Consider the following 19,196-nt stretch of genomic DNA (forward strand, 5'->3'; position numbering starts at 1 on the left):
TTATACTCCCTTGATCTTAATAACCGAAATCTCCGCAGGATTGAACAATCTTACGTGGATGGTATGTGTGCCCAGTCCCCTGCTGAGGATCATGGTCTTTCCGTCATGCCGGTACCTGCCTCCGTCATACTTCGGGAAAAGAGCCATCGCAGGTGAGATCACCCCTCCAAGAAGAGGAAGTCTTATGATTCCTCCGTGGACATGCCCCGAAACGGTAAGGTCTGCTCCCCAATCTGCATATTCCTTGAAATACTGGGGATTGTGAGCAATCAGGATCTGAAATACATCTCTGTCTTTATCTTTGATCTCTCCCAGTTTGTCATTAAGAAGCTCAGGCTCCATCTGCCTTTTTACAAATTTTCTGAAATACTCAAGCTCCAGTTCAAGGCCGGAAACCCTGATATTCTTCCCCGGAAAAAGAGCCGACTCATTCTCAAGATACACAACACCTGCCCTCTTAAGACTCTCTCTGTATCTTTCGTAGATGTTGCCGAATTCCTTATTATATTTCTTGAGCTTCTTCTCGTGATTGCCGTTTGCGGTAAAAACAGGGTATCTTGAGGCAAGTTCCTTAAGGACATGCTCTCCCTCCTCTATATGGACAACACCCTTTTCCTTTGTGGCATTCATCATGTCCCCGGCGCAAAGGATCGCGTCAGGCTTTATATCATCAATGGCTTTAATGAGCCTTTCATTGCGCGGTCCGTAGGTGTATCCGTGAAGATCCGCCAAAAGCACAAAGGTCATATCGCCCTTGATCTTATCTGTCTTAACCTCATAATTGTATACCTTAAAGTTGTGGATATCATGCCAGGTAACCAGAACAAGGGCCGCAATTATGAGAACTGTGATCACTAATCTGATAATCATATATTATAATCTTTCAACTCAAAACCAAAACAACATGAAGTATTTTAGCACATAATCAAAAAATAAAAAATCCCCGACTGTAACCAGTCGGGGACTTCCTATGATTTAGTTATATTTGCGCTTTCTTGCTGCTTCAGACTTCTTCTTGCGTCTTACGCTAGGCTTCTCGTAGTGCTCTCTCTTACGGATTTCCTGCTGGATACCAGCCTTTGCGCAACTTCTCTTAAAACGACGCAGTGCGCTATCCAAAGTCTCGTTTTCTTTTACTACTACAGTTGACATCTCTTCTCTTACCCTCCCTTCAGTCCCTTCAAGTACATGACTGATTGGGTTATTTGCTATGTTTTGAGCCCATTAACTCACATAACATGAATTATTATAGCATAAAATCTAATGACGTCAAGAACTTTTTTCAAATAAATATGCAGGAATTTGAAGTTATCTTATATCCTGTCCCATAAGCTTGTTATAAACCTTCTGGGCGCTGTCATTGTCCTGTTTGCCGATGACGTCCTTACATCCAATCGCTGCAAGAAGAAGTGATGCTCTCATAAACTGAGCGGGATCTGTAGCATAAGGGCTTGCACTCATAAGCAGAGTCTGAACAATATTCCAGCCAACATACGAAGCCTGCTCCGAGAAGTCCTTGAAGCCGTAAGCTTTCCTGAAGAGTTCGGCATTGCTCATCTTGCCCATGAACTCTGCGTGAGACTTTCTGATCTCGGCAGACTTCATGATCTCTCTTGAGCCGCTTTCATCTCTGAATGCCTGATCGTCGATGATCTTCTGGATGTTGCCTTCCTTAAGATTCTTGATCTCCTGTCCAAGAGGTCCCTCATCGGCAAAGTACTTGTCCATAAGTACCTTATCTGAGCATACACTCATAATGAAACGTGCTGTGTGCAGGGTCTCCGAGATGGCTGCTCTTATGCCGCCCACGAAGTAGTTTGTGACTGCCTGGATTCCGAAGCTGCTTCCCGAAAGCACATTGACGCAGGCAGTGGCTGTTTCCATGATATCCTGGAGGTTTGCACTCTTGGCTGCTGCCCCTGCAACCTCATTGAGGATCCATTCGGTATTGAGCTTGTTGTCATTGGTAACCAGCTGCTGTTCCTTGGTCTGCAGTTTTGAAGCTTTAGCACGTTTCTTTTCGCCCTCTTCCTTAAGCTGCGCTTCATTTTCCACAGGTTTGTCAACACTAAGTATATTGGTAACATTATGCTTAATATTGTACAGGCCTGAGAGAGCTGAAGATACCTGTTGTATGCCTTCTCCGGCAACAGCTGTTCCGGTCTGGGCCGCCGTACTTACAAAGGCAAGGACTGCCGATGTTGCTGAAACTCCGACTCCGCCAAGTCCCGCATATCCGAGGATATCCGTAGTCATGTTCTTGCTTACGCCGGGCTTAACCACGCCGCTCTTAAGCATCTTGTTCTTCATCTGAGGACTCAGGCACATCATCATGATCCTCTGGCCAAAGCCGTATCCGGGGATAGCGCCCTCAACCTCAGCTCTTATCCTTCTTCCGATGAATCTGGTAAGTCTGTAGCCTGAGCGGTACAGGTTCTTTCTCATGTACTGATAGTTGTAGCGGAACCTTCCGTACTTGTCGATATCTCCAGCTGAACGATAAGCCTCTGCGTTACCTACAAGAAGCTTTCTCTCGCCCTCTGTTCTCTTAACGAACTTAAGGGCATTGGCAAAGAGTTTCCAGTCAATTCCGGTACTTCTGTCTGCACCTATATAGAACCAGTTGAGAACCTTCTGGCCTATCATAAGGCTTACATAGTCCTTCTTGCCCTTCACATTGGTGGCATCAGAAATCTGCGTGGAGACAAGACTCTTCATGGCATCTCGAAGATCATACTGAGTTGTAGCCAGAATATTCTTGGCTCCCGGAACTGAAAGATGCTCTATATAGTAATCAGCCAGCTGGTCTCTTCCAACCTCATTCACATACTTGTTCTCGTTCATGCCGATGGCGGTAGTGAATCTGTTGTCGGTGGAGATATCCAGTATATCCCTGTGTTTAAGGGCATGTATAAGGAGCATTCTCTCATTGTCGGAAAGACCGGCATAGGCAGATACCAAAGGCATTGCAAGCTCAGGATTCTTCTTGGCTTCTCTGCAAAGGATATCATGGAAGTAATCCATGTAATTGCCCATATCCAGCTTCGGCGCATTTTCATCCTTATTATTTTCGTTCCATTCACGGAAGGTCTCATCCATCTCCTGATACAGAGCGGCAGCCTGCTTGTTGGGTGCATCATCATCCATTGTATGCTCAACAGTCTGTCTGCACAGCTGGATACGAAGATTTTCCTTCTCTATCTCCTCAACCAGATCCATGGCTCTCTCAAGGAGTTTCCAGTCAACCTTGGTCTTACGCTTTAACGCTCCGTCAGCAAAATCCTTTGCATCGATGGCCTTATTTGTAAGATCCACGTCATCCCTTAACTGATAACTGAACAAGGTCTCTGCGGCTCTATCCATAAGGGCGTTGTTTCCGCCGTTTACGGACCTGTTAAGAGATGCGATGAAAGTCTTATCCATACCGTCAGGCTGAAGGAAGGAATCCTTTATGCTCTGACGTCTTTCTCCGTTTACGAAGCTGACTCCCTTAAGCAGGAACGAATCCTTCTTACCGGCTGCGGTGGTGTAGTCAACTGCTGTTCTGTCCTGAAGAACATGGAAAAGCATGTTCATCTGTACGCTGTTGTACTTCTTGAACCTGGCCGCAATATCGGCAACCTTTTTATCCTGCTTGACATCATCATCCGAGAACTTCATGAAGAAGTCTTTAAAGTTATTGGGGCCATAATACTTCTTGCTGTTCAGTGCAGTTTCTACGGCTGTATTCTCAGCAGTCATGCCGGAGTAAGATCTTCCCAGTTCTCCCGTAAGCACTCCGTCAGACAGCTTCTTAAAGTCCTTATCCCTCATCTCATTCTTTTTCATGGTACAGAACTTGGTGTAGGTATAGGCCTTTTCGAACATTGTCTTTGAGACTCTTCTGAAGCCTGTCTTTCTGTCAGTCTTCATGAGTCTTCTCATGACAACATTGTAATCGATCTTAGGTGCAAACTCCTGACTGTAGATATAGGTCGCCAGCTGCTCCTGAAGCTCTATTTCCTTTTCATACTCTTTCTTGCTGTCTTTAAGGGCAACGTTTGAAGAGAGCTGTTCATTCTCCGTAAGTCCGATATCCGGGAATGTGAGGGCAATTGCGAATACCTTCTGTTCTTCAACAGTCATACTGTTGTAAAGCTGTATGAGATCCTTTCTTCCGGAATTCGCAATCTCTTTTTCAATATCAGCCCTTGTAAACTGAGTAGATGAATAGATCTTCTCCTCGGCAGTAATCGACTCATTTGAAACCTGCTGCATGAGCTTTGCGGAGTCGGGAAGGTAATCAAGTGCAATCTTTCTGATATCATCAGCCGAAAGATTGTTTTTGGCCTGGACTTCCTTGCCTATGAGCTTGTCCATCTGATTGGTGATGCTCTTTATAAGCTCATCCTTGCCGGTCTCACCTTTAATAGCTTCATAGATATCCTTCTTGAAGTATTCAAAGAGTCCAACCTGAACCTTGAGTTCCTTAGTGGATTCATTTATCTTCTCAACGCAGGCATCCACCAGCTCAAAATACTTTCTCTTACGGTCACAGATATCCTTGAACCTTCTCTTGGTCATGGTGAAGCGGGCAATGTCCATCTCCTCCATGAACTCGTCATAATCCCTGCGGGCAATCTCTGACTTGGGCCTTGGAATATCGATATTCTCCGCTCTTGTCCTGAGTTCCTCCTTGATCTCCTCGATATCCCCCTCATGGGTTCCGTCAAGAGACAGCAGCATTCTGCTGGCATTCTGAGCAAATGCGAATACAATTGCCTTTTTGAGCAGGTCCTCGTCAGCAAAGGCTTCGTCTTTTCTCAAAGCTGCATCAAGAGAAAGAAGTTTTTGTTTTTCTGCCACAAGAACAGGTTTTAATTTATCTGCCTCGGGCTTTCCGAAGGCAATGGCTCTTTCCACAAGAAGCCCCTTGATGAAATCTTCATCTGCCTGTCCGTAGTCATCTCCCAGTTCTTTATCCACAAAGGCTTTTGCCTTGGAGATTTCCTTGGAGCCAAACTTGGGATTGGCACTATAGGCAACAAGACCTATGGATCCCAGAGCAGCTCTCTTTTCCCTGTAGTCGGAAAGGGCTTCGTCGAACTCCTTCTCCAGCATCTTGCCTTCGTTCTTCTTAACGTCAATCTCCAGCCTTACCATGTCCTTGGTTTCAAGGACATTTCTGTCGGAATAAATATTCTTATTTCTCTCAAGACCCTTGGCTTCCCTGTAGTACTTGATCTTTTCCCCGAGGGTATCCATAAACTTATCGGAGGTAGAAGAAAAGGCGCTGGGCTTTACTATCTGCATAAGAAGGCTGAAATCAGCATAATCAAGATCATCCTGAGTTATCGTCTTGCCCTGCTTGGAATCCTGGTCCATTTTACGCAGAATAGCGGCAGAACCCATCACTCTCTTCTTTTCTTCGATAACAACTCCATTATTGTAGACAGCGGCAGCCTCTTTAAGCAGCTTATCAAGTTCCGGATCATCGGATACGGTCTTGCCCGCCGCACTATCGACATGAATTCTCATCATGGCTTCGTCGAAGTCCACCATGTTCTTCCTGTACTGACCATCCACTCTCTTGACGGCATCAAACATTGCATTCTCGTCATACAAAAGTGCAAAATTGCAGGGGTCAGCAGAGAGAATGAAGGACAGCTTCATAAGGATGGTGCCCTGTGACTCATTGGGATCTATACCCTCCGAAACCATCTTCTTCTGTACTGAAGTAAGTATATCCTTAATGCTCTTTTTCTGGATCTTGGCATTCATGAAGGCATCGTGATAGGTGGAGATATCTTTTCTCCACTGCTCCTCGGTCCAGCTGCCACGATTCTTAAAGTCTGCCCATTTGGACATGATATACTGCTCATTGATAGGACCTGAACCTCTGTAATCATCACTCATGAAAACATCAAGTCCTTTTCCGAAAATGCGATTCTGCTCTTCCACAAAGTCAATAAAATCGCTGTCGGAGTAGGTCATGATCTTTCTCCAGGTCTCAGGATCTTTGAACATAAATTCTCTTACTATCCTGAATTTTCCTTTTAGCTTCTCGGATCCGTAACTGTCGATATAATCTCTTCTGGCCCTATAGAGCTCGCCCTGTTTTTTGCTCTCTTCAAGGTTTTTCTCGGCATTTTTCTCTAACGGGCTATACAGGTCTGTAAGCCGCAGCAGAATTCCATTGCAGTTCGTAACTCCGAATCTGCGCATATTATCAGCCATGCTCTGGGGATCAAGGGAGTCGTCAATGCTGGCGATAATAGGCTTAAGCTTTTCCATTATCTTATCTTTTTCAGCCTCATCCACCTTATAGATCTTAAGGGCCTGTTCAATATTATTTTTGCTGTTGAAAAACTGCTTACTCTTTTTGGCAATATCAGCATAGTACTGATTGTCATCGGAATTAAGGAACACCTTCTCTCCGGCTCCGCCAGCATTAAAATACTCTTTGCCGTAGCCAAACAAAAACATTTCAGCGATACAATCCTTAATACTAATTTTCTCGGTAGAAGGATCTTCCTTTGCAATTTCATCGAAGATCTCTTTTACAGCCTTAAGCATTCCGCATTCTCTGTTGGTCAGGAAATTCTTCGTATCAACATACTTAAGATCGATAAAAGCCTTCTTTGTCGCTTCGGAAATAGCCCACTTGGTCTGTTCGCCCGGTATCTTAACCTCGTCTATCTTAAGCTTTTCAAACACCTTGCCAAGTTTATCTATATTGCTCTTAACTTCCTTAGGGCTCTTGCCATCCAGGAGCCTTATAGTGAACATATTGATGAACTCAGAGAATAGTCTCACCCTGTCCATCTTCTCCCCGGTATCATACTTCTGCTGTTCATCGCCCTTTTTCAGTCTCTGCCAAAGCTTTTGAGCATAGCTTACCTTCCTCATTCTGGTGGTCTGTTTAACAGTCTTTCCCACAATATTGAGGTAGTTGAACTTAACGTTGGTATCTTCTTCGATTGTCTCCGTGGCGAGAATTGCATCAAAGTGCAGCTTGTCGGTCTCTGTAGCCTTCGCGCTCTCTTTCTCGTATTTGGTGCGGTTGTCCTCAAATATCTGATCGTTGATACCGCCTGCAAGGAAATCCTTAAGAAGTTTCTTTTTAACATTAAGGGAATCATCCCCGGCACGTCCGCTGAGTCTCCAGTCTTCAAGCAGGAGCTTTGGTGTCTTTGAATCACTCTTCTGAGGCTTTGACTCGTCTCTTACAACCTTTGAAGGGTCGCTTATAACCGTAAGAAGTGCTTTTAAGTCCGTGAAGAACTGAGTGTAATCGATAAGGCTCAGATTTCCCAGCTGTTCAATACTTCTTACATTATCAAGATATGAATGATTCTTGTGAAGCCCACTGTTCTCATTAATAAGTTCTTCATTGAGTGCTTCGTTGAAGATCTTTCTGTCGTCCTCATTTTTGAGGATGTTCTTAAGAGTCGGATCCTCAAAGATGTGCTTTACAATATCATCATTAACCACAAGAGTCGGCTGTTCAACAACGGCATTATTCTTAAGCCCCTCAACAAACTCATCACGTTCCATGAGGGTATCCTGAAACTCCCTGAGAGCCGTCTTATCTTTTTCCTTACCAAGCTTCTCACGCATGTTGAAGTTGCTTGTAAGGTGCTTGTCTATCTCTCTTACGATAGCGGGCTTAAGCTCATTCAGCTTTGTAGCAGCATCTTTTGAAGAATACTCGCCATTTATGCAAGAGTCCTTAAACTTCTCAAACCACAGCTCTTCAAATTTACTCTCAACCTCATCCCACTGCTTCTTGGTAAGTTTGAGCTTGTCATCCACATACTGGGTGCGATGATTACTTACACTGCCGCGAAGCTCCTCTGATTTCACATAGGCCTTAAGGAAGTCCTTAATATGCTTACTGTAAAGGTCCTTTAAGCTGCTGATGATCTTGTTGGTCTGATTATTGGTTTCTTCCCATTTATCCTTCTGCTTTTTGCTTACCTTATATCCCTTTGGTCTTAAGTAATACAGATTTCTTTTTCCGTCTTTGTTTACCTCTTTGGCCACAAGGCGCTCAATCTGATTTGAAAGCCTCTTTGGAAGACCTGTACGGGCAAACTTTCTCTCCCAGGTCTTCTGCATTGACGCAGCATTTCCATCAAAGACCATCATGTTGTCAACGGTGTATTCCACGATATCCTGGGATATGGAGTTGTATCCGAGAAGATACTCACCGCCGAGCCTCTTTATGATGTTGCACTTAAGTTCTTCCTTTGCACTGTCACAGACACCCATAAGGCTTATTTTTCTGTCAATGACAACAATGTTGTCATGAACGGTTGCCTTGATCTTTTCAAGAGCGTCCTTAAAGGCCTGGTCTGTCACACCATAATTATCGGACTTTCCAAGAAGCCTGCTGACAGTATAGGCAAGGATGCCTCCTGCCTTGCTTTCCTTCTTGTCCTTATCCTCTTTCTGATTAAGTATCTGCTCCTCGGCAAGCTTTATATGTTCTTCCTTGTCTGCAGGCTCGCCAAGAAGAAGTGCCTGCATGGTCTCATTTGCCCAAAGGGAGGACAGATGCATAGCGCTGGTGTAGAATTCAATCTTAAGTTCAGCGTTAATGGCCTTCATGATCTCACGCTGTCTGTTCTTTACGGCCTTGTACTTGGGCTTGTCAAAAAGATCATCAACGATTGAGTTCTTGCGAACCAGATCTCTGAAGAAGAAGCTTTCACCAAGAAGCACTGCAAACTTCTCATTCTTCATCTTCTCTATGAATTCATCCCGCATCTTGGGAAGATAGCAGAATTTTGCACCAACACTGGTCTTAGGCAGCTCATCCGTCAGCTGCTTAAGATTGTGATTCAGGTTATCATTCAGTGATATCAGATATCTCTTCAGTTTGTCTCCGGTAAGCTTCTGGCAGCCGGGATCTGCCTTCATGATCTCAATGACCCTGCCGGCATATTCCTTTTGGCCTATTATCCAGGGAGCCTTCTGGGTGTCTTTTTCCTCAACCTCAACGCTTCCTCTGATATCTTTGGTAATGACCTCTTCCCACTCTCTGTAATAGTCCTCCTGCGTCCTCTCGGGAATTACATCCTTCTTTTCTTCTTTCTTTTCTCCTTCCTTCTTTTCCTCTTCCTTCTTGTCTTCCTTCTTCTCCTGCTCAAGGCCGGTGGGCTGTAATCCCTGAAGGATCTCAACATTATCTTTCAGTATTCTGTCCTGAATATCCTTGGCTGAAATTGTGTTCTCATTGATGGCAAGCCTGTTTTTACGGATTTCGTTGGCATAGGCTGAACTCATGTCTCTGATATTTCTTATCTGAGACATCATTTTCATGTTGAGGATGTCAAAATTCTTCGCGGTTCTTTCAGGATCATCGTAGTAATGCAGTTTAACCATGCCGTCGTGAACATTGTAGCCGGCAAATCTGTTAAGAGCCTCATAATATACTTTTGAAGCTGCAGACAGCAAAAGCACATAAGCCTCTCTCACATTTGACTTGGGATTAAACTTATCAATGTTACCTTTCAGCAAAACATTATTGTCGGTCTGGATAATATAAGAGAGCTCCTCAGGAACAGCTATACCAAGGTCCAGTGCGTATTTTTCCACTTCCTTTGCATTTCTGCTGATCTCCGCATATCTTAACTGGTTCAAAGCCTCCTGATTGGCATTTGGATCATCATCCTTGTTATATGGATTTTCAGAATTTAACAGTACGGTCTTGAAAAGATCAGCCATGTCGCCAAGTTCAGTTGTATGTCCTCCGGACAGATCCTTCACCTTGGTCTGAAGCTGACGCGGCTCACCGTCTATGTTATTCCCCTGGTTTTCCAGCTCATAGTTCGTAAGGATTGTGTCAACCTGCTTAATGGTATCTTCAATCTTCGTTTCAAGGTTTCCAAAAACATTATTGGCCAGTCTGTTATTGATGCTCTCAAGGGCTTCATTTGCGGTATTTGAATTAAGGCTTCTAAGCAGACTATCAACACTTACTGTTTCTACAGCCGGCTTGTTCTCTGAAAGTTCACCCTCATCAACTTTTCCATTTAACTTTTGCTTTCTTTTTTCTTCCTTGTGATAAAGGCCTGCAAGAGTCATGGAAGCTTTGCTGATATCACCTTCCTGCGTGGTCTGGTATTCCATGAATTTCTTAAGGCGCTCGTCATGCTCCTTGGCGAGCTTCTTTGCAGCATCTATCCTGCCCTGCTGTCTCTTTTTCCATTTTGCTCTTGCCCAGGCATTCTTACATCCGTTTAAGCCGCTTGGCCCCTTTTTCATGATATTATTTTCTACTATAAGTCTGACGGCAGGAAGATTTTCAAAGGTTATGATACCCTCCTTGTAGGTATCCATATCCAGAGCATCCTTGAAATACTCAATCTCTTCCGGTTTAAGTCCGATTGATACATCCTGCTTATTAAGAAGTTCATCCTTTTTAAGGACCTTGCCTTGATCAATGATATCGTTGGAGATAACGTTGACATGCTGCTGGCCCTGATTAAGTATATTTTCGGTTTTCTTCTTTTTCTGATTCAGATTTTTATTGAATACTTTTTTATCAAGTGACATCCCGTTACCTCCTGAGCGAATCCAAAAGCTTAAGCTGTTCTATGTATTTTCCCAGATCAAATTCCGCTTCGGCCAATACAAGCTTTGAAGTCTTCGGATTGTCAAAAAAGGTATCCATGACCCTTTCAAGCTTCTCATTGGCAGCCACAAAAGATATATACTGCGGAGGTTCACTGCTTCTTCCGGCATTCTCCACCGCAAAGGCCAAAAACCTTCTGATGATTGAGGGATCGTCTGTAGCGGTATAGAGATTTGAAACCTCAATTTCTTTTCTGTCAATACCCTCAGATGCCAGAAGCAGAGCCTCAAGCTTGCCCTCAGAATCAAGAGCAGCCACACTAAGCTCAAGATCGGCATTTCTCACATCCCTGATGGTAACTGAGTCATCTTCGGAAGCTCTGACTCCATCCAGCACTTCATTGATGCATTCGGAAAGGTTCATCATACTGCCGTTATAATTGGAGGCCTTCCTGGAGGCAAGCCTTTTATAGACCATCTCAAAAGGAAGCATGCACTCTCTGAAGGAACGAAGGCCTATATTAAATCCATAGTCCGAGAAAAGATCCGTGAAAGCATCACCATATTCTCCGCTGTATTCAAAAAGGGTCGTGAGCATGGATTCCGGTTTTGACTGTGGGATATATTCATCCAGGAACAGCTTCAGCATGATCCTGCCGTAGCCGTTACCCTGATATATATCCGGAATCATAAAGAAAGATATTTCGCTCAGCTCACCTTCCTGTATTATCTCCATAAAACCTTTATAGGAGCCCTCATCTTCAAGTGCATACCAGATACTTATCTGTCCGTCACCGGGTTCGGTAGCCGGCAGGTCATTCATCCTGGCTTCATACATGGTTATTTCCCTAAGTTCCACGTCTCTTCCTCCTTGTAAATAGTCTGTTTGCCCGTAAATATCGATGTTTACATACATAATAATTATACGATTTGATAAAAAAAATAGCAGAGAAAACTCTAAGATTTTCTCTGCTATCAAACATTTTTTATCGTTTTTTTATATATTTTATACTTTGTTTACAGGTTCCGGATCAAAGCTGCTCAGAAAGAACCTTCTTAGCCTCTGCAAGGGCATCTGCGATACCTGCAGGGTTCTTGCCGCCGGCCTGAGCCATGTTGGGACGTCCGCCGCCGCCACCGCCGACCTTGGGTGCGATGGCCTTTACAAGGTTGCCCGCGTGAGCGCCCTTTGCCATTGCCTCATCGGTTGCCATGGTGACAAGGTTAACCTTGCCGTCAGCCTCGGAAATAAGAACTACTACGCCCTCTCCGATCTTGGCCTTCATCTGATCACCAAGGTCACGAAGACCGTTCATATCTACGCCCTTCATGGATACTGCAAGAAGCTTAACGCCCTTTACTTCCTCTACCTGGTCTGTAACATCACCTAGAGCTGCCTTAGCCTCTTTGCTCTTTAAGGACTCGTTCTCACTCTTAAGAGCCTTGAGCTCTTCCTGGAGCTTTTTGATCTGAGTGGTCACATCTGCAGGATTGGTCTTAAGGGCCTTTGCTGCATCTTCAAGTCTGGTCTCTACATTCTTGTAATAATTTCTTGCATTGCTGCCGGTAAGGGCTTCGATACGACGAACACCTGCAGCGACACCGCTCTCTGATACGATCTTGAAGATACCTACGTGGCTTGTGTTGGAAACATGAGTACCGCCGCAAAGCTCGATGGAGAAATCACCCATCTTGACTACGCGAACCACATCTCCGTACTTCTCGCCAAACAGTGCCATAGCGCCTGTCTTCTTGGCTTCTTCCATTGTCATTTCTTCTGTAACTACAGGAAGTGCCTCAGCAATCTTCTCATTTACAAGATCTTCAACCTTCTGAAGTTCCTCTTTGGTCATAGCCTGATGATGTGAGAAGTCGAATCTGGTCTTGTCGGGATCCTGATAGGAACCGGCCTGCTCAACATGATCACCAAGTACCTCACGAAGTGCCTTCTGAAGAAGGTGAGTTGCGGAGTGGTTACGGCAGGTCTTTGCTCTGTTCTCAGCATCTACAGTGAGCTTAACCTTGCTGCCAACCTTGAAGGTTCCCTCTTTAACCTGACCTACATGAGCAGTTCTTCCTGCAACATGAATAGTCTCAAGGACTTCAAACCTGGCGCCGCATGCGCACTCAATAACACCGATATCTCCAACCTGGCCTCCCATTGTGCCATAGAAAGGAGTCTTGTCTGTAATGATTGTTCCCTTTGTGCCGGCAGGAAGCTCTGTTACAAGGGCTGACTCATCAGCCATTGCAACAATTTCGCCATCGCACTGGGTCATTGTATATCCGACAAACTCGCTCTGAACTGATTCCTCAAGGGAATCAAAAACACCTGCGCCTGTTGTAAGGTTTGCTGAGAAGTTCTGGTTCTCTCTTGCCTTCTGCTTCTGCTCTTCCATAGCATCGGCAAAGCCCTTCTCATCAACGGTATAGCCCTCTTCCTCTGCAAGCTCAAGTGTAAGCTCTACAGGGAATCCGAAGGTATCATAAAGGAAGAATGCATCTCTTCCGTCAATCTGCTTGCTTCCTGTGCCTGAAGTCTTCTCAAGGATCTTCTTGAATTCCTTCATGCCGTTCTCAAGAGTTGACTCGAAGCGGTCGATCTCTCTGCCAAGCTCGGTAAGAACGAACTCGCGGTTCTTAACAAGGTTAGCATAGCTCTCTGAGTACTCATCAAGGTAGATGGTAGCAACACCAAGGATCTGCGCCTTGTTAAGTCCAAGAGCCCTTGCGTGTCTTACAGCTCTTCTGATAAGTCTTCTGAGGATATAGCCGGCACCTGTGTTGGAAGGAAGAAGCTTAGCCTCATCTCCGATAAGCATTACAGCCGTACGTGAGTGGTCTGCAAGAATTCTCATGGACCTTGTTGTCTTCTCGTCAGCTTCATACTTGATGCCGCTCTCTTTTTCTATATATGCGATAACAGGTGCGTGAAGATCGATCTTGTAAACATCGTCAACACCGTTAAGGAAAGCAAGGATTCTCTCCAGTCCCCATCCTGTATCAACGTTCTTCTGGGAAAGAGGAGTAAGTGATCCGTCGTGATGCTTCTCATACTGCATGAATACATCGTTACCGATCTCTGTGTACTTGCCGCAGTGGCATCCGGGTCCGCAATTGGGACCGCAATCCGGAACGTCCTTCACGTAGAACATCTCACTGTCGGGTCCGCAGGGTCCGTATTCAAGTCCCCACCAGTTGTCCTCAGCGGGAAGATAGAAAATGTTCTCAGGCTTGAATCCTGACTCGATACGGTACTTGGCACCCTCTTCATCTCTGGGTGCATTCTCGTCTCCTGCAAAAACAGTAGCTGCAAGGTGATCCGCATCAAATCCAAAGAGCTGTGTCAGAAGCTCAAAACTCCACTGGCAGCGCTCCTTCTTGAAGTAATCTCCAAGGGACCAGCTTCCCATCATCTCAAAGAAGGTTCCGTGGCTCTTATCACCTACGGAATCAATATCATTGGTACGAACACATCCCTGAACATTGCAAAGTCTTGTTCCCATGGGATGCTTCTTGCCAAGAAGATACGGCATAAGCGGCTGCATACCTGCAACATTGAACATAACGCCTGTGGATCCGTCTGATACAAGGGATACGGCGCCGCAGTCCACATGTCCTCTGTCGATATAGAACTGCTTCCAGGCTTTACGCAGCTCATCAGCTGTAAATTGTTTCATGTTAATCCTCCAAACTTAAAAATCATTAGAAGTCGAATCTTCCCTCAAAGAACTTATCAAGCTCATCGATGGCTACACGCTCCTGCTCCATACTGTCTCTGAATCTTACGGTAACCTTGCCGTCTGTCTCGGAATCAAAGTCGTAGGTTACGCAGAAAGGTGTTCCGATCTCATCCTGACGACGATATCTCTTACCGATGTTTCCTCTGTCATCAAACTCGCAGTTGTACTTCTTTGAAAGCTGGGCATAGATCTTCTCTGCGCCTTCGCTGAGCTTCTTGGAAAGAGGAAGGATACCGATCTTAACGGGAGCAATGGCGGGATGGAAACGAAGCACTGTTCTCATATCGGGCTTCTCCTCTGTGCCAAGGTTCTCCTCGTCATAAGCCTCGCAAAGGAATGCAAGAGTTACACGGTCTGCGCCAAGTGAAGGCTCAACAACGTAAGGGATGTACTTCTCATTGGTCTCATCATCGAAGTAATCCATAGGCTGGCTTGAAGTCTCCTGATGACGTGTAAGGTCGTAATCTGTTCTTGATGCGATACCCCACAGCTCTCCCCAGTCTGTGAAGGGGAAGGCGTACTCGATATCGGTTGTGTGATCGCTGTAGAAGGAAAGCTCCTCGGGATCGTGGTCACGAAGACGAAGGTTCTCCTCCTTGATGCCGAGCTTAAGAAGCCACTCGTAACAGAATTTTCTCCAGTACTCGAACCACTCTGTCTGTGTTCCGGGCTTGCAGAAAAACTCAAGCTCCATCTGCTCGAACTCTCTTGTTCTGAAAGTGAAGTTACCGGGAGTGATCTCGTTACGGAAGCTCTTACCGATCTGGCAGATTCCGAAAGGCACTTTCTTTCTGGATGTACGCTGTACATTCTTGAAGTTTACGAAAATACCCTGAGCTGTCTCGGGACGAAGATATACAGTGTCCTTTGCATCCTCGGTAACGCCCTGGAAGGTCTTGAACATAAGGTTGAACTCTCTGATTCCTGTGAAGTTGTGCTTGCCGCAGGAAGGGCAGGGAACGTTGTGCTCGTTAATGAACTTCTCCATCTCCTCGTGGGACCATCCGTCTACGGAAGTCTCAAGAGTGATATTGTTCTCAGCAGCAAAATCCTCAATGATCTTGTCTGCACGGAATCTCTCGTGGCACTCCTTACAATCCATAAGAGGATCGGAGAATCCGCCAAGATGTCCTGATGCAACCCATGTCTGAGGGTTCATGAGGATCGCACAGTCAACGCCTACGTTGTAGGGGCACTCCTGCACGAACTTCTGCCACCATGCTTTCTTAACGTTATTCTTGAACTCAACGCCCAGGTTTCCGTAATCCCAGGTATTGGCCAGGCCGCCGTAAATCTCGGAACCGGGATAAACGAATCCCCTCGCCTTTGCCAGAGCTACAATCTTGTCCATTGTCTTAGCTGATTTGTCCATAATAAATCCTCTCTAAATCTTATTATCTTTTATTTTGAAAGAAGCAGCTGAATGCTGTCCGCAGTTGCGTCCGAAAGCACCGCTTCCTTTTTTCCCGAAAGTGATACACCCTTGCTCATATATTCAATATTGAAAGGGGCTATGATGTTTGACTTGTCTGTGGTGATGATGATATGCCTGTCGGGGTGGTCCTTTGCAAAAGAGCCGTCGATCTTAACCCCGTCATTGTCTATAAGCTCGGCAGATACCGTAAATCCTGCGCTCTCCGCCTCCTCAATAGTTCCGTAGAACAGGCTCTCGTCGTTAAAGTTGCTGAAATCCGATGCACTGTCATAGTTCATGCTGACCCTGGCAAAAGAGCCGTCTTCAACCGTCTCAACTTTGTCCAGCGCAATCTTAGGCGAGATGTACTCGGAGTTGTATTCCGAAACCTCCTTGGAAGCCATATCGCTGAGTTCTTCCAGAGAGTAGTACTCCTTATCAAAAGCCTCATATATAACATTGCTGATGTGGCCTTCCTTATCTATGGTCACAGAGCTGACTTCCATGCTGCCACTTCCGCACCCTGTCAGGGTCAAAAGAGCCATCACCATGGCCAGAGCCTTCGCCGGTGTTTTATTTGTTATAGATTTTCCCACACTATCACCTCACAAACTACAACATTATATCCACATTTACAAGGCATTGTCAAAGGCAGAGAGCATCTCTGCACTTTTAAGTGGTCTGTCGATGAATCTTTTGCGGTAATCTCTTGTGATCCTGCATATTTCATCCAGAACCTCCCCGCTCACGGAGAAGGTATACAGCTTCTCCAGAGGTGTTTCGGAGATAAAATTCAGGGCATATACGGTGGCATCAAGAAGCTTAACATCTGCAGGGATGCCGGGGTACTCTCCCTCTGCCTGAAGTGCCCTCAGCTCAAAGATGCACCGAACCAGCTTGTTTGGAATAGATTCCTTCAAAAGAGCCTTCAAAGACAGGTACAACAGATTTAAAAGCTCCACGTCCTCAACGTTCTCCCTTGTATAATAGGAAATCAGTTCAAGGAAAAAGGTGCCGTAGCAGGCACCTTCAAGATCCGTCCTGAAGCCCTCAAAGTAATTCTCAATATCAGCCTCAACTATATTGTAGGAATTTTTGCCTGCGAAGAGCTTGAATGTTCCGAAGCAGAAAGGCTCCACGGTTCCCGAGAGCCTGTTTCCCGGCTTTCTTGCGCTTCTGGCAAATGCCGTTATCTTACCCCTCTGGGCCGTGAAAATAGTGGCAACCCAGTCATAATCACTGCTGGGGCTGTGTTTTAGGACAATTCCCCTCACGGTAATAATGTCTTCCATGAAATATGTTAATCCCTGTTCTTTCTTTCTGAATAACCAAAGTTCTTTAGCTGCTGCTTGTCATCACGCCAGTCTCTTCTGACCTTTACAAAGAGCTGAAGATTGACCTGGCATCCGACAAGTTCCTCTATATCCTTCCTGGCTGCAGATCCAATCTTCCCAAGCATTGATCCGCCCTTTCCGATGACGATACCCTTGTGGGAATCTCTCTCGCATATAACGGTGGCCTCAATATCCATGATGCCGTTCGGGTCATAGGCCGCCTGCTCCTGCTGTGCCTCAAGGTCCTCCATGCCAAATACTACAGGGCCGTCAAAATCGTCGCTGTCCTGCATCTGCATCTGTTTTTCCAGTGCGCTCTTTTTGGGCGGATGCTGATGTCTCTTTTTCTTGGGAGCCTTTTCTCTCATCCTCATGGTCTCTACGGTAACCGCGATGCCGTGGGGAACCTCATCCTGCAAAAGACGCAGTGCCTTCTCCCTGATTATCTCGGCAACGATCTGTCTCTCGGGCTGATCCGTAAGGGTATCCTCGTCATAGTAGGGAGGTCCGAAGGGAAGCATCTGCATGATGGCATTCCTGCACTCATCTATGTTGGTGCCCTTGAGGGCGGCAACCTTCACTACCTTGTCGAAGTCCATTTCCTTCCGGTAGGCAGCCTCGAATTTATAAAGGTCCTCTGAAGATACGGTGTCTATCTTGTTTATCACAAGGATCACAGGCTTTTTGCAGCTCTTTAAGGTCTCAATGATGGATTTTTCCATCTCTCCGATGTAGGTGCTGGGCTCCACAAGCCACATCACAACATCCACCTCATCGATGGTGCTCCTTGCCACTTTGGTCATGTACTCTCCCAGTTTGTTCTTAGTATCGTGAAGACCGGGGGTATCAAGAAAGATCATCTGGCACTTCTCGTCGGTATATACCGTCATGATCCTGTTTCTTGTGGTCTGAGGCTTATTGGAGGTGATGGCCACCTTCTGTCCGATGAGATGATTCATCAGAGTGGACTTACCTACATTGGGCCTTCCTATTAGTGTTATAAAACCTGTTCTGAAATTACTTATCTCCATCCTTATTCTCTTCCTGTGCTGAAGCGGGCGCGGGTGAATTCGGTGTCTGAGGGTTTGCGGGCTGCCGGTTTACGGGCTGCATACCCTGAGCCTGCGGATTAGCCTGCTGGGCGAAAGCTGCGGGGCTCATTCCTGCAGGTGCCCCCTGGGCGCCCATCTTCTGCATCTTTTTGATGCGTCTTTTCCTGTTTGCAGAGTCAATGAGTTTGATGATCAAAATGATGATCAGGGCCACAAGAAGAAGCAGCAGAATCTGAGGAATGTGGCTTACAAACCAAACGGCGAAGTCAACAAGACCCTCTTTTACTTCCTCTACGCTCTGCATGAAGCCCTTGCCCATTCTGGTAGCAGCACTCTCCTTCTCAACCGGAGTGAATGTAACAACCTCATCGATGTAGAGATAAACGGTGCTGTAGTCTATCCTGTTGTCGTAGCTTCTAAGCTGGGATTCGATACTCTCAAGCTCATATCTTACGTCTGCAAGCTTGTCCTCAACGGTAATAAGATCCTCTACGGTCTCGGCGCTTTCCAGGATCTGCAGAAGTCTCTTTTCCTCGGTCTTGAGGGCGCTCTTGCGGCTCTCAATGTCAACGTAGCTAAGGGTCACATCCTCTACTTCCACGCTCTTGTTGGTGATGTTGGTGCTTCCCTCGATAAGTCCCACAAATAAGTCAAGCTTGTCCTTGGGGATCCTTGCAGTTAAGCTGGCGCTTCTGGAAATCCTTGAAGAGTAGCCTGAATTGTTGTTGATGTTGCTGGATTCAACGTAGCCGCCAAGTTCCTTGACCTTGGCTTCCACGGAAGAAATAACGGCGGGAAGATCATCGGTCTCGGCACTGATGTTCATGGTGGTGATGAGCTTTCTTGAGGTATCAGCAACGGTACCTGCGGAAGCACTTTGGCCCTCCTGGCTGTAAGCCGCATCCTCCATGGCTGCTTCTTCATAGAGAGCAACCTTTGCATTGTCCATGTAACCTGCTGCGCTTTCGTAGGCTGCCTCGGGAGCTGTTGTATTTGCTGAAGAACCGCACCCTGCCGCAAGGACCATAGCTGTGCAGATTGCTGCAATTACCGTGGTTTTTCCGAATCTCTTTTTCATAATATCCCTCCTGAA

At 45.8% G+C, this 19,196-nt stretch carries 10 protein-coding genes; all 10 read right to left on the reverse strand.

The window, feature by feature from the left end:
- A complete protein-coding gene (locus tag T456_RS0114335) occupies positions 1-870 on the reverse strand; it encodes a metallophosphoesterase (RefSeq protein WP_024866708.1) in 870 nt (289 codons plus the stop codon).
- 105 nt (positions 871-975) lie between these two features.
- Positions 976-1,152 (reverse strand): 30S ribosomal protein S21, encoded by a 177-nt coding sequence (gene rpsU / locus T456_RS0114340; RefSeq protein ID WP_013280615.1) that lies wholly within the window; start codon positions 1,150-1,152, stop codon positions 976-978.
- A gap of 156 nt (positions 1,153-1,308) precedes the next feature.
- A complete protein-coding gene (locus T456_RS0114345) occupies positions 1,309-10,542 on the reverse strand; it encodes a hypothetical protein (RefSeq protein ID WP_024866709.1) in 9,234 nt (3,077 codons plus the stop codon).
- Between the two features lie 4 nt (positions 10,543-10,546).
- Positions 10,547-11,419: an N-acetyltransferase gene (locus tag T456_RS0114350; RefSeq protein WP_024866710.1), complete on the reverse strand. Its 873-nt coding sequence runs from the start codon at positions 11,417-11,419 to the stop codon at positions 10,547-10,549.
- A 172-nt stretch (positions 11,420-11,591) separates the two neighbouring features.
- The gene (gene alaS / locus T456_RS0114355; RefSeq protein ID WP_024866711.1) at positions 11,592-14,240 is read right to left on the reverse strand and encodes an alanine--tRNA ligase; all 2,649 of its coding nucleotides are present in this window, start codon (positions 14,238-14,240) and stop codon (positions 11,592-11,594) included.
- 25 nt (positions 14,241-14,265) lie between these two features.
- Positions 14,266-15,675, reverse strand: coding sequence for a glycine--tRNA ligase (locus T456_RS0114360; protein WP_024866712.1), 1,410 nt, complete (start codon positions 15,673-15,675; stop codon positions 14,266-14,268).
- 29 nt (positions 15,676-15,704) lie between these two features.
- A complete protein-coding gene (locus T456_RS0114365; RefSeq protein WP_024866713.1) occupies positions 15,705-16,313 on the reverse strand; it encodes a hypothetical protein in 609 nt (202 codons plus the stop codon).
- A gap of 36 nt (positions 16,314-16,349) precedes the next feature.
- Positions 16,350-17,009 (reverse strand): DNA repair protein RecO, encoded by a 660-nt coding sequence (gene recO / locus T456_RS0114370; RefSeq protein ID WP_024866714.1) that lies wholly within the window; start codon positions 17,007-17,009, stop codon positions 16,350-16,352.
- 8 nt (positions 17,010-17,017) lie between these two features.
- Complete coding sequence (gene era / locus T456_RS23265) at positions 17,018-18,082, reverse strand: GTPase Era (protein WP_024866715.1); 1,065 nt, start codon at positions 18,080-18,082, stop codon at positions 17,018-17,020.
- A complete protein-coding gene (locus T456_RS0114380; protein WP_024866716.1) occupies positions 18,069-19,181 on the reverse strand; it encodes a DUF4349 domain-containing protein in 1,113 nt (370 codons plus the stop codon). The genes era and T456_RS0114380 overlap by 14 nt, the downstream gene beginning before the upstream one ends.
- Positions 19,182-19,196 lie beyond the last annotated feature (15 nt).

Origin of the sequence: Butyrivibrio sp. FCS014, assembly GCF_000526935.1 — a bacterium.
In the GTDB taxonomy this organism is placed as follows: domain Bacteria; phylum Bacillota; class Clostridia; order Lachnospirales; family Lachnospiraceae; genus Butyrivibrio.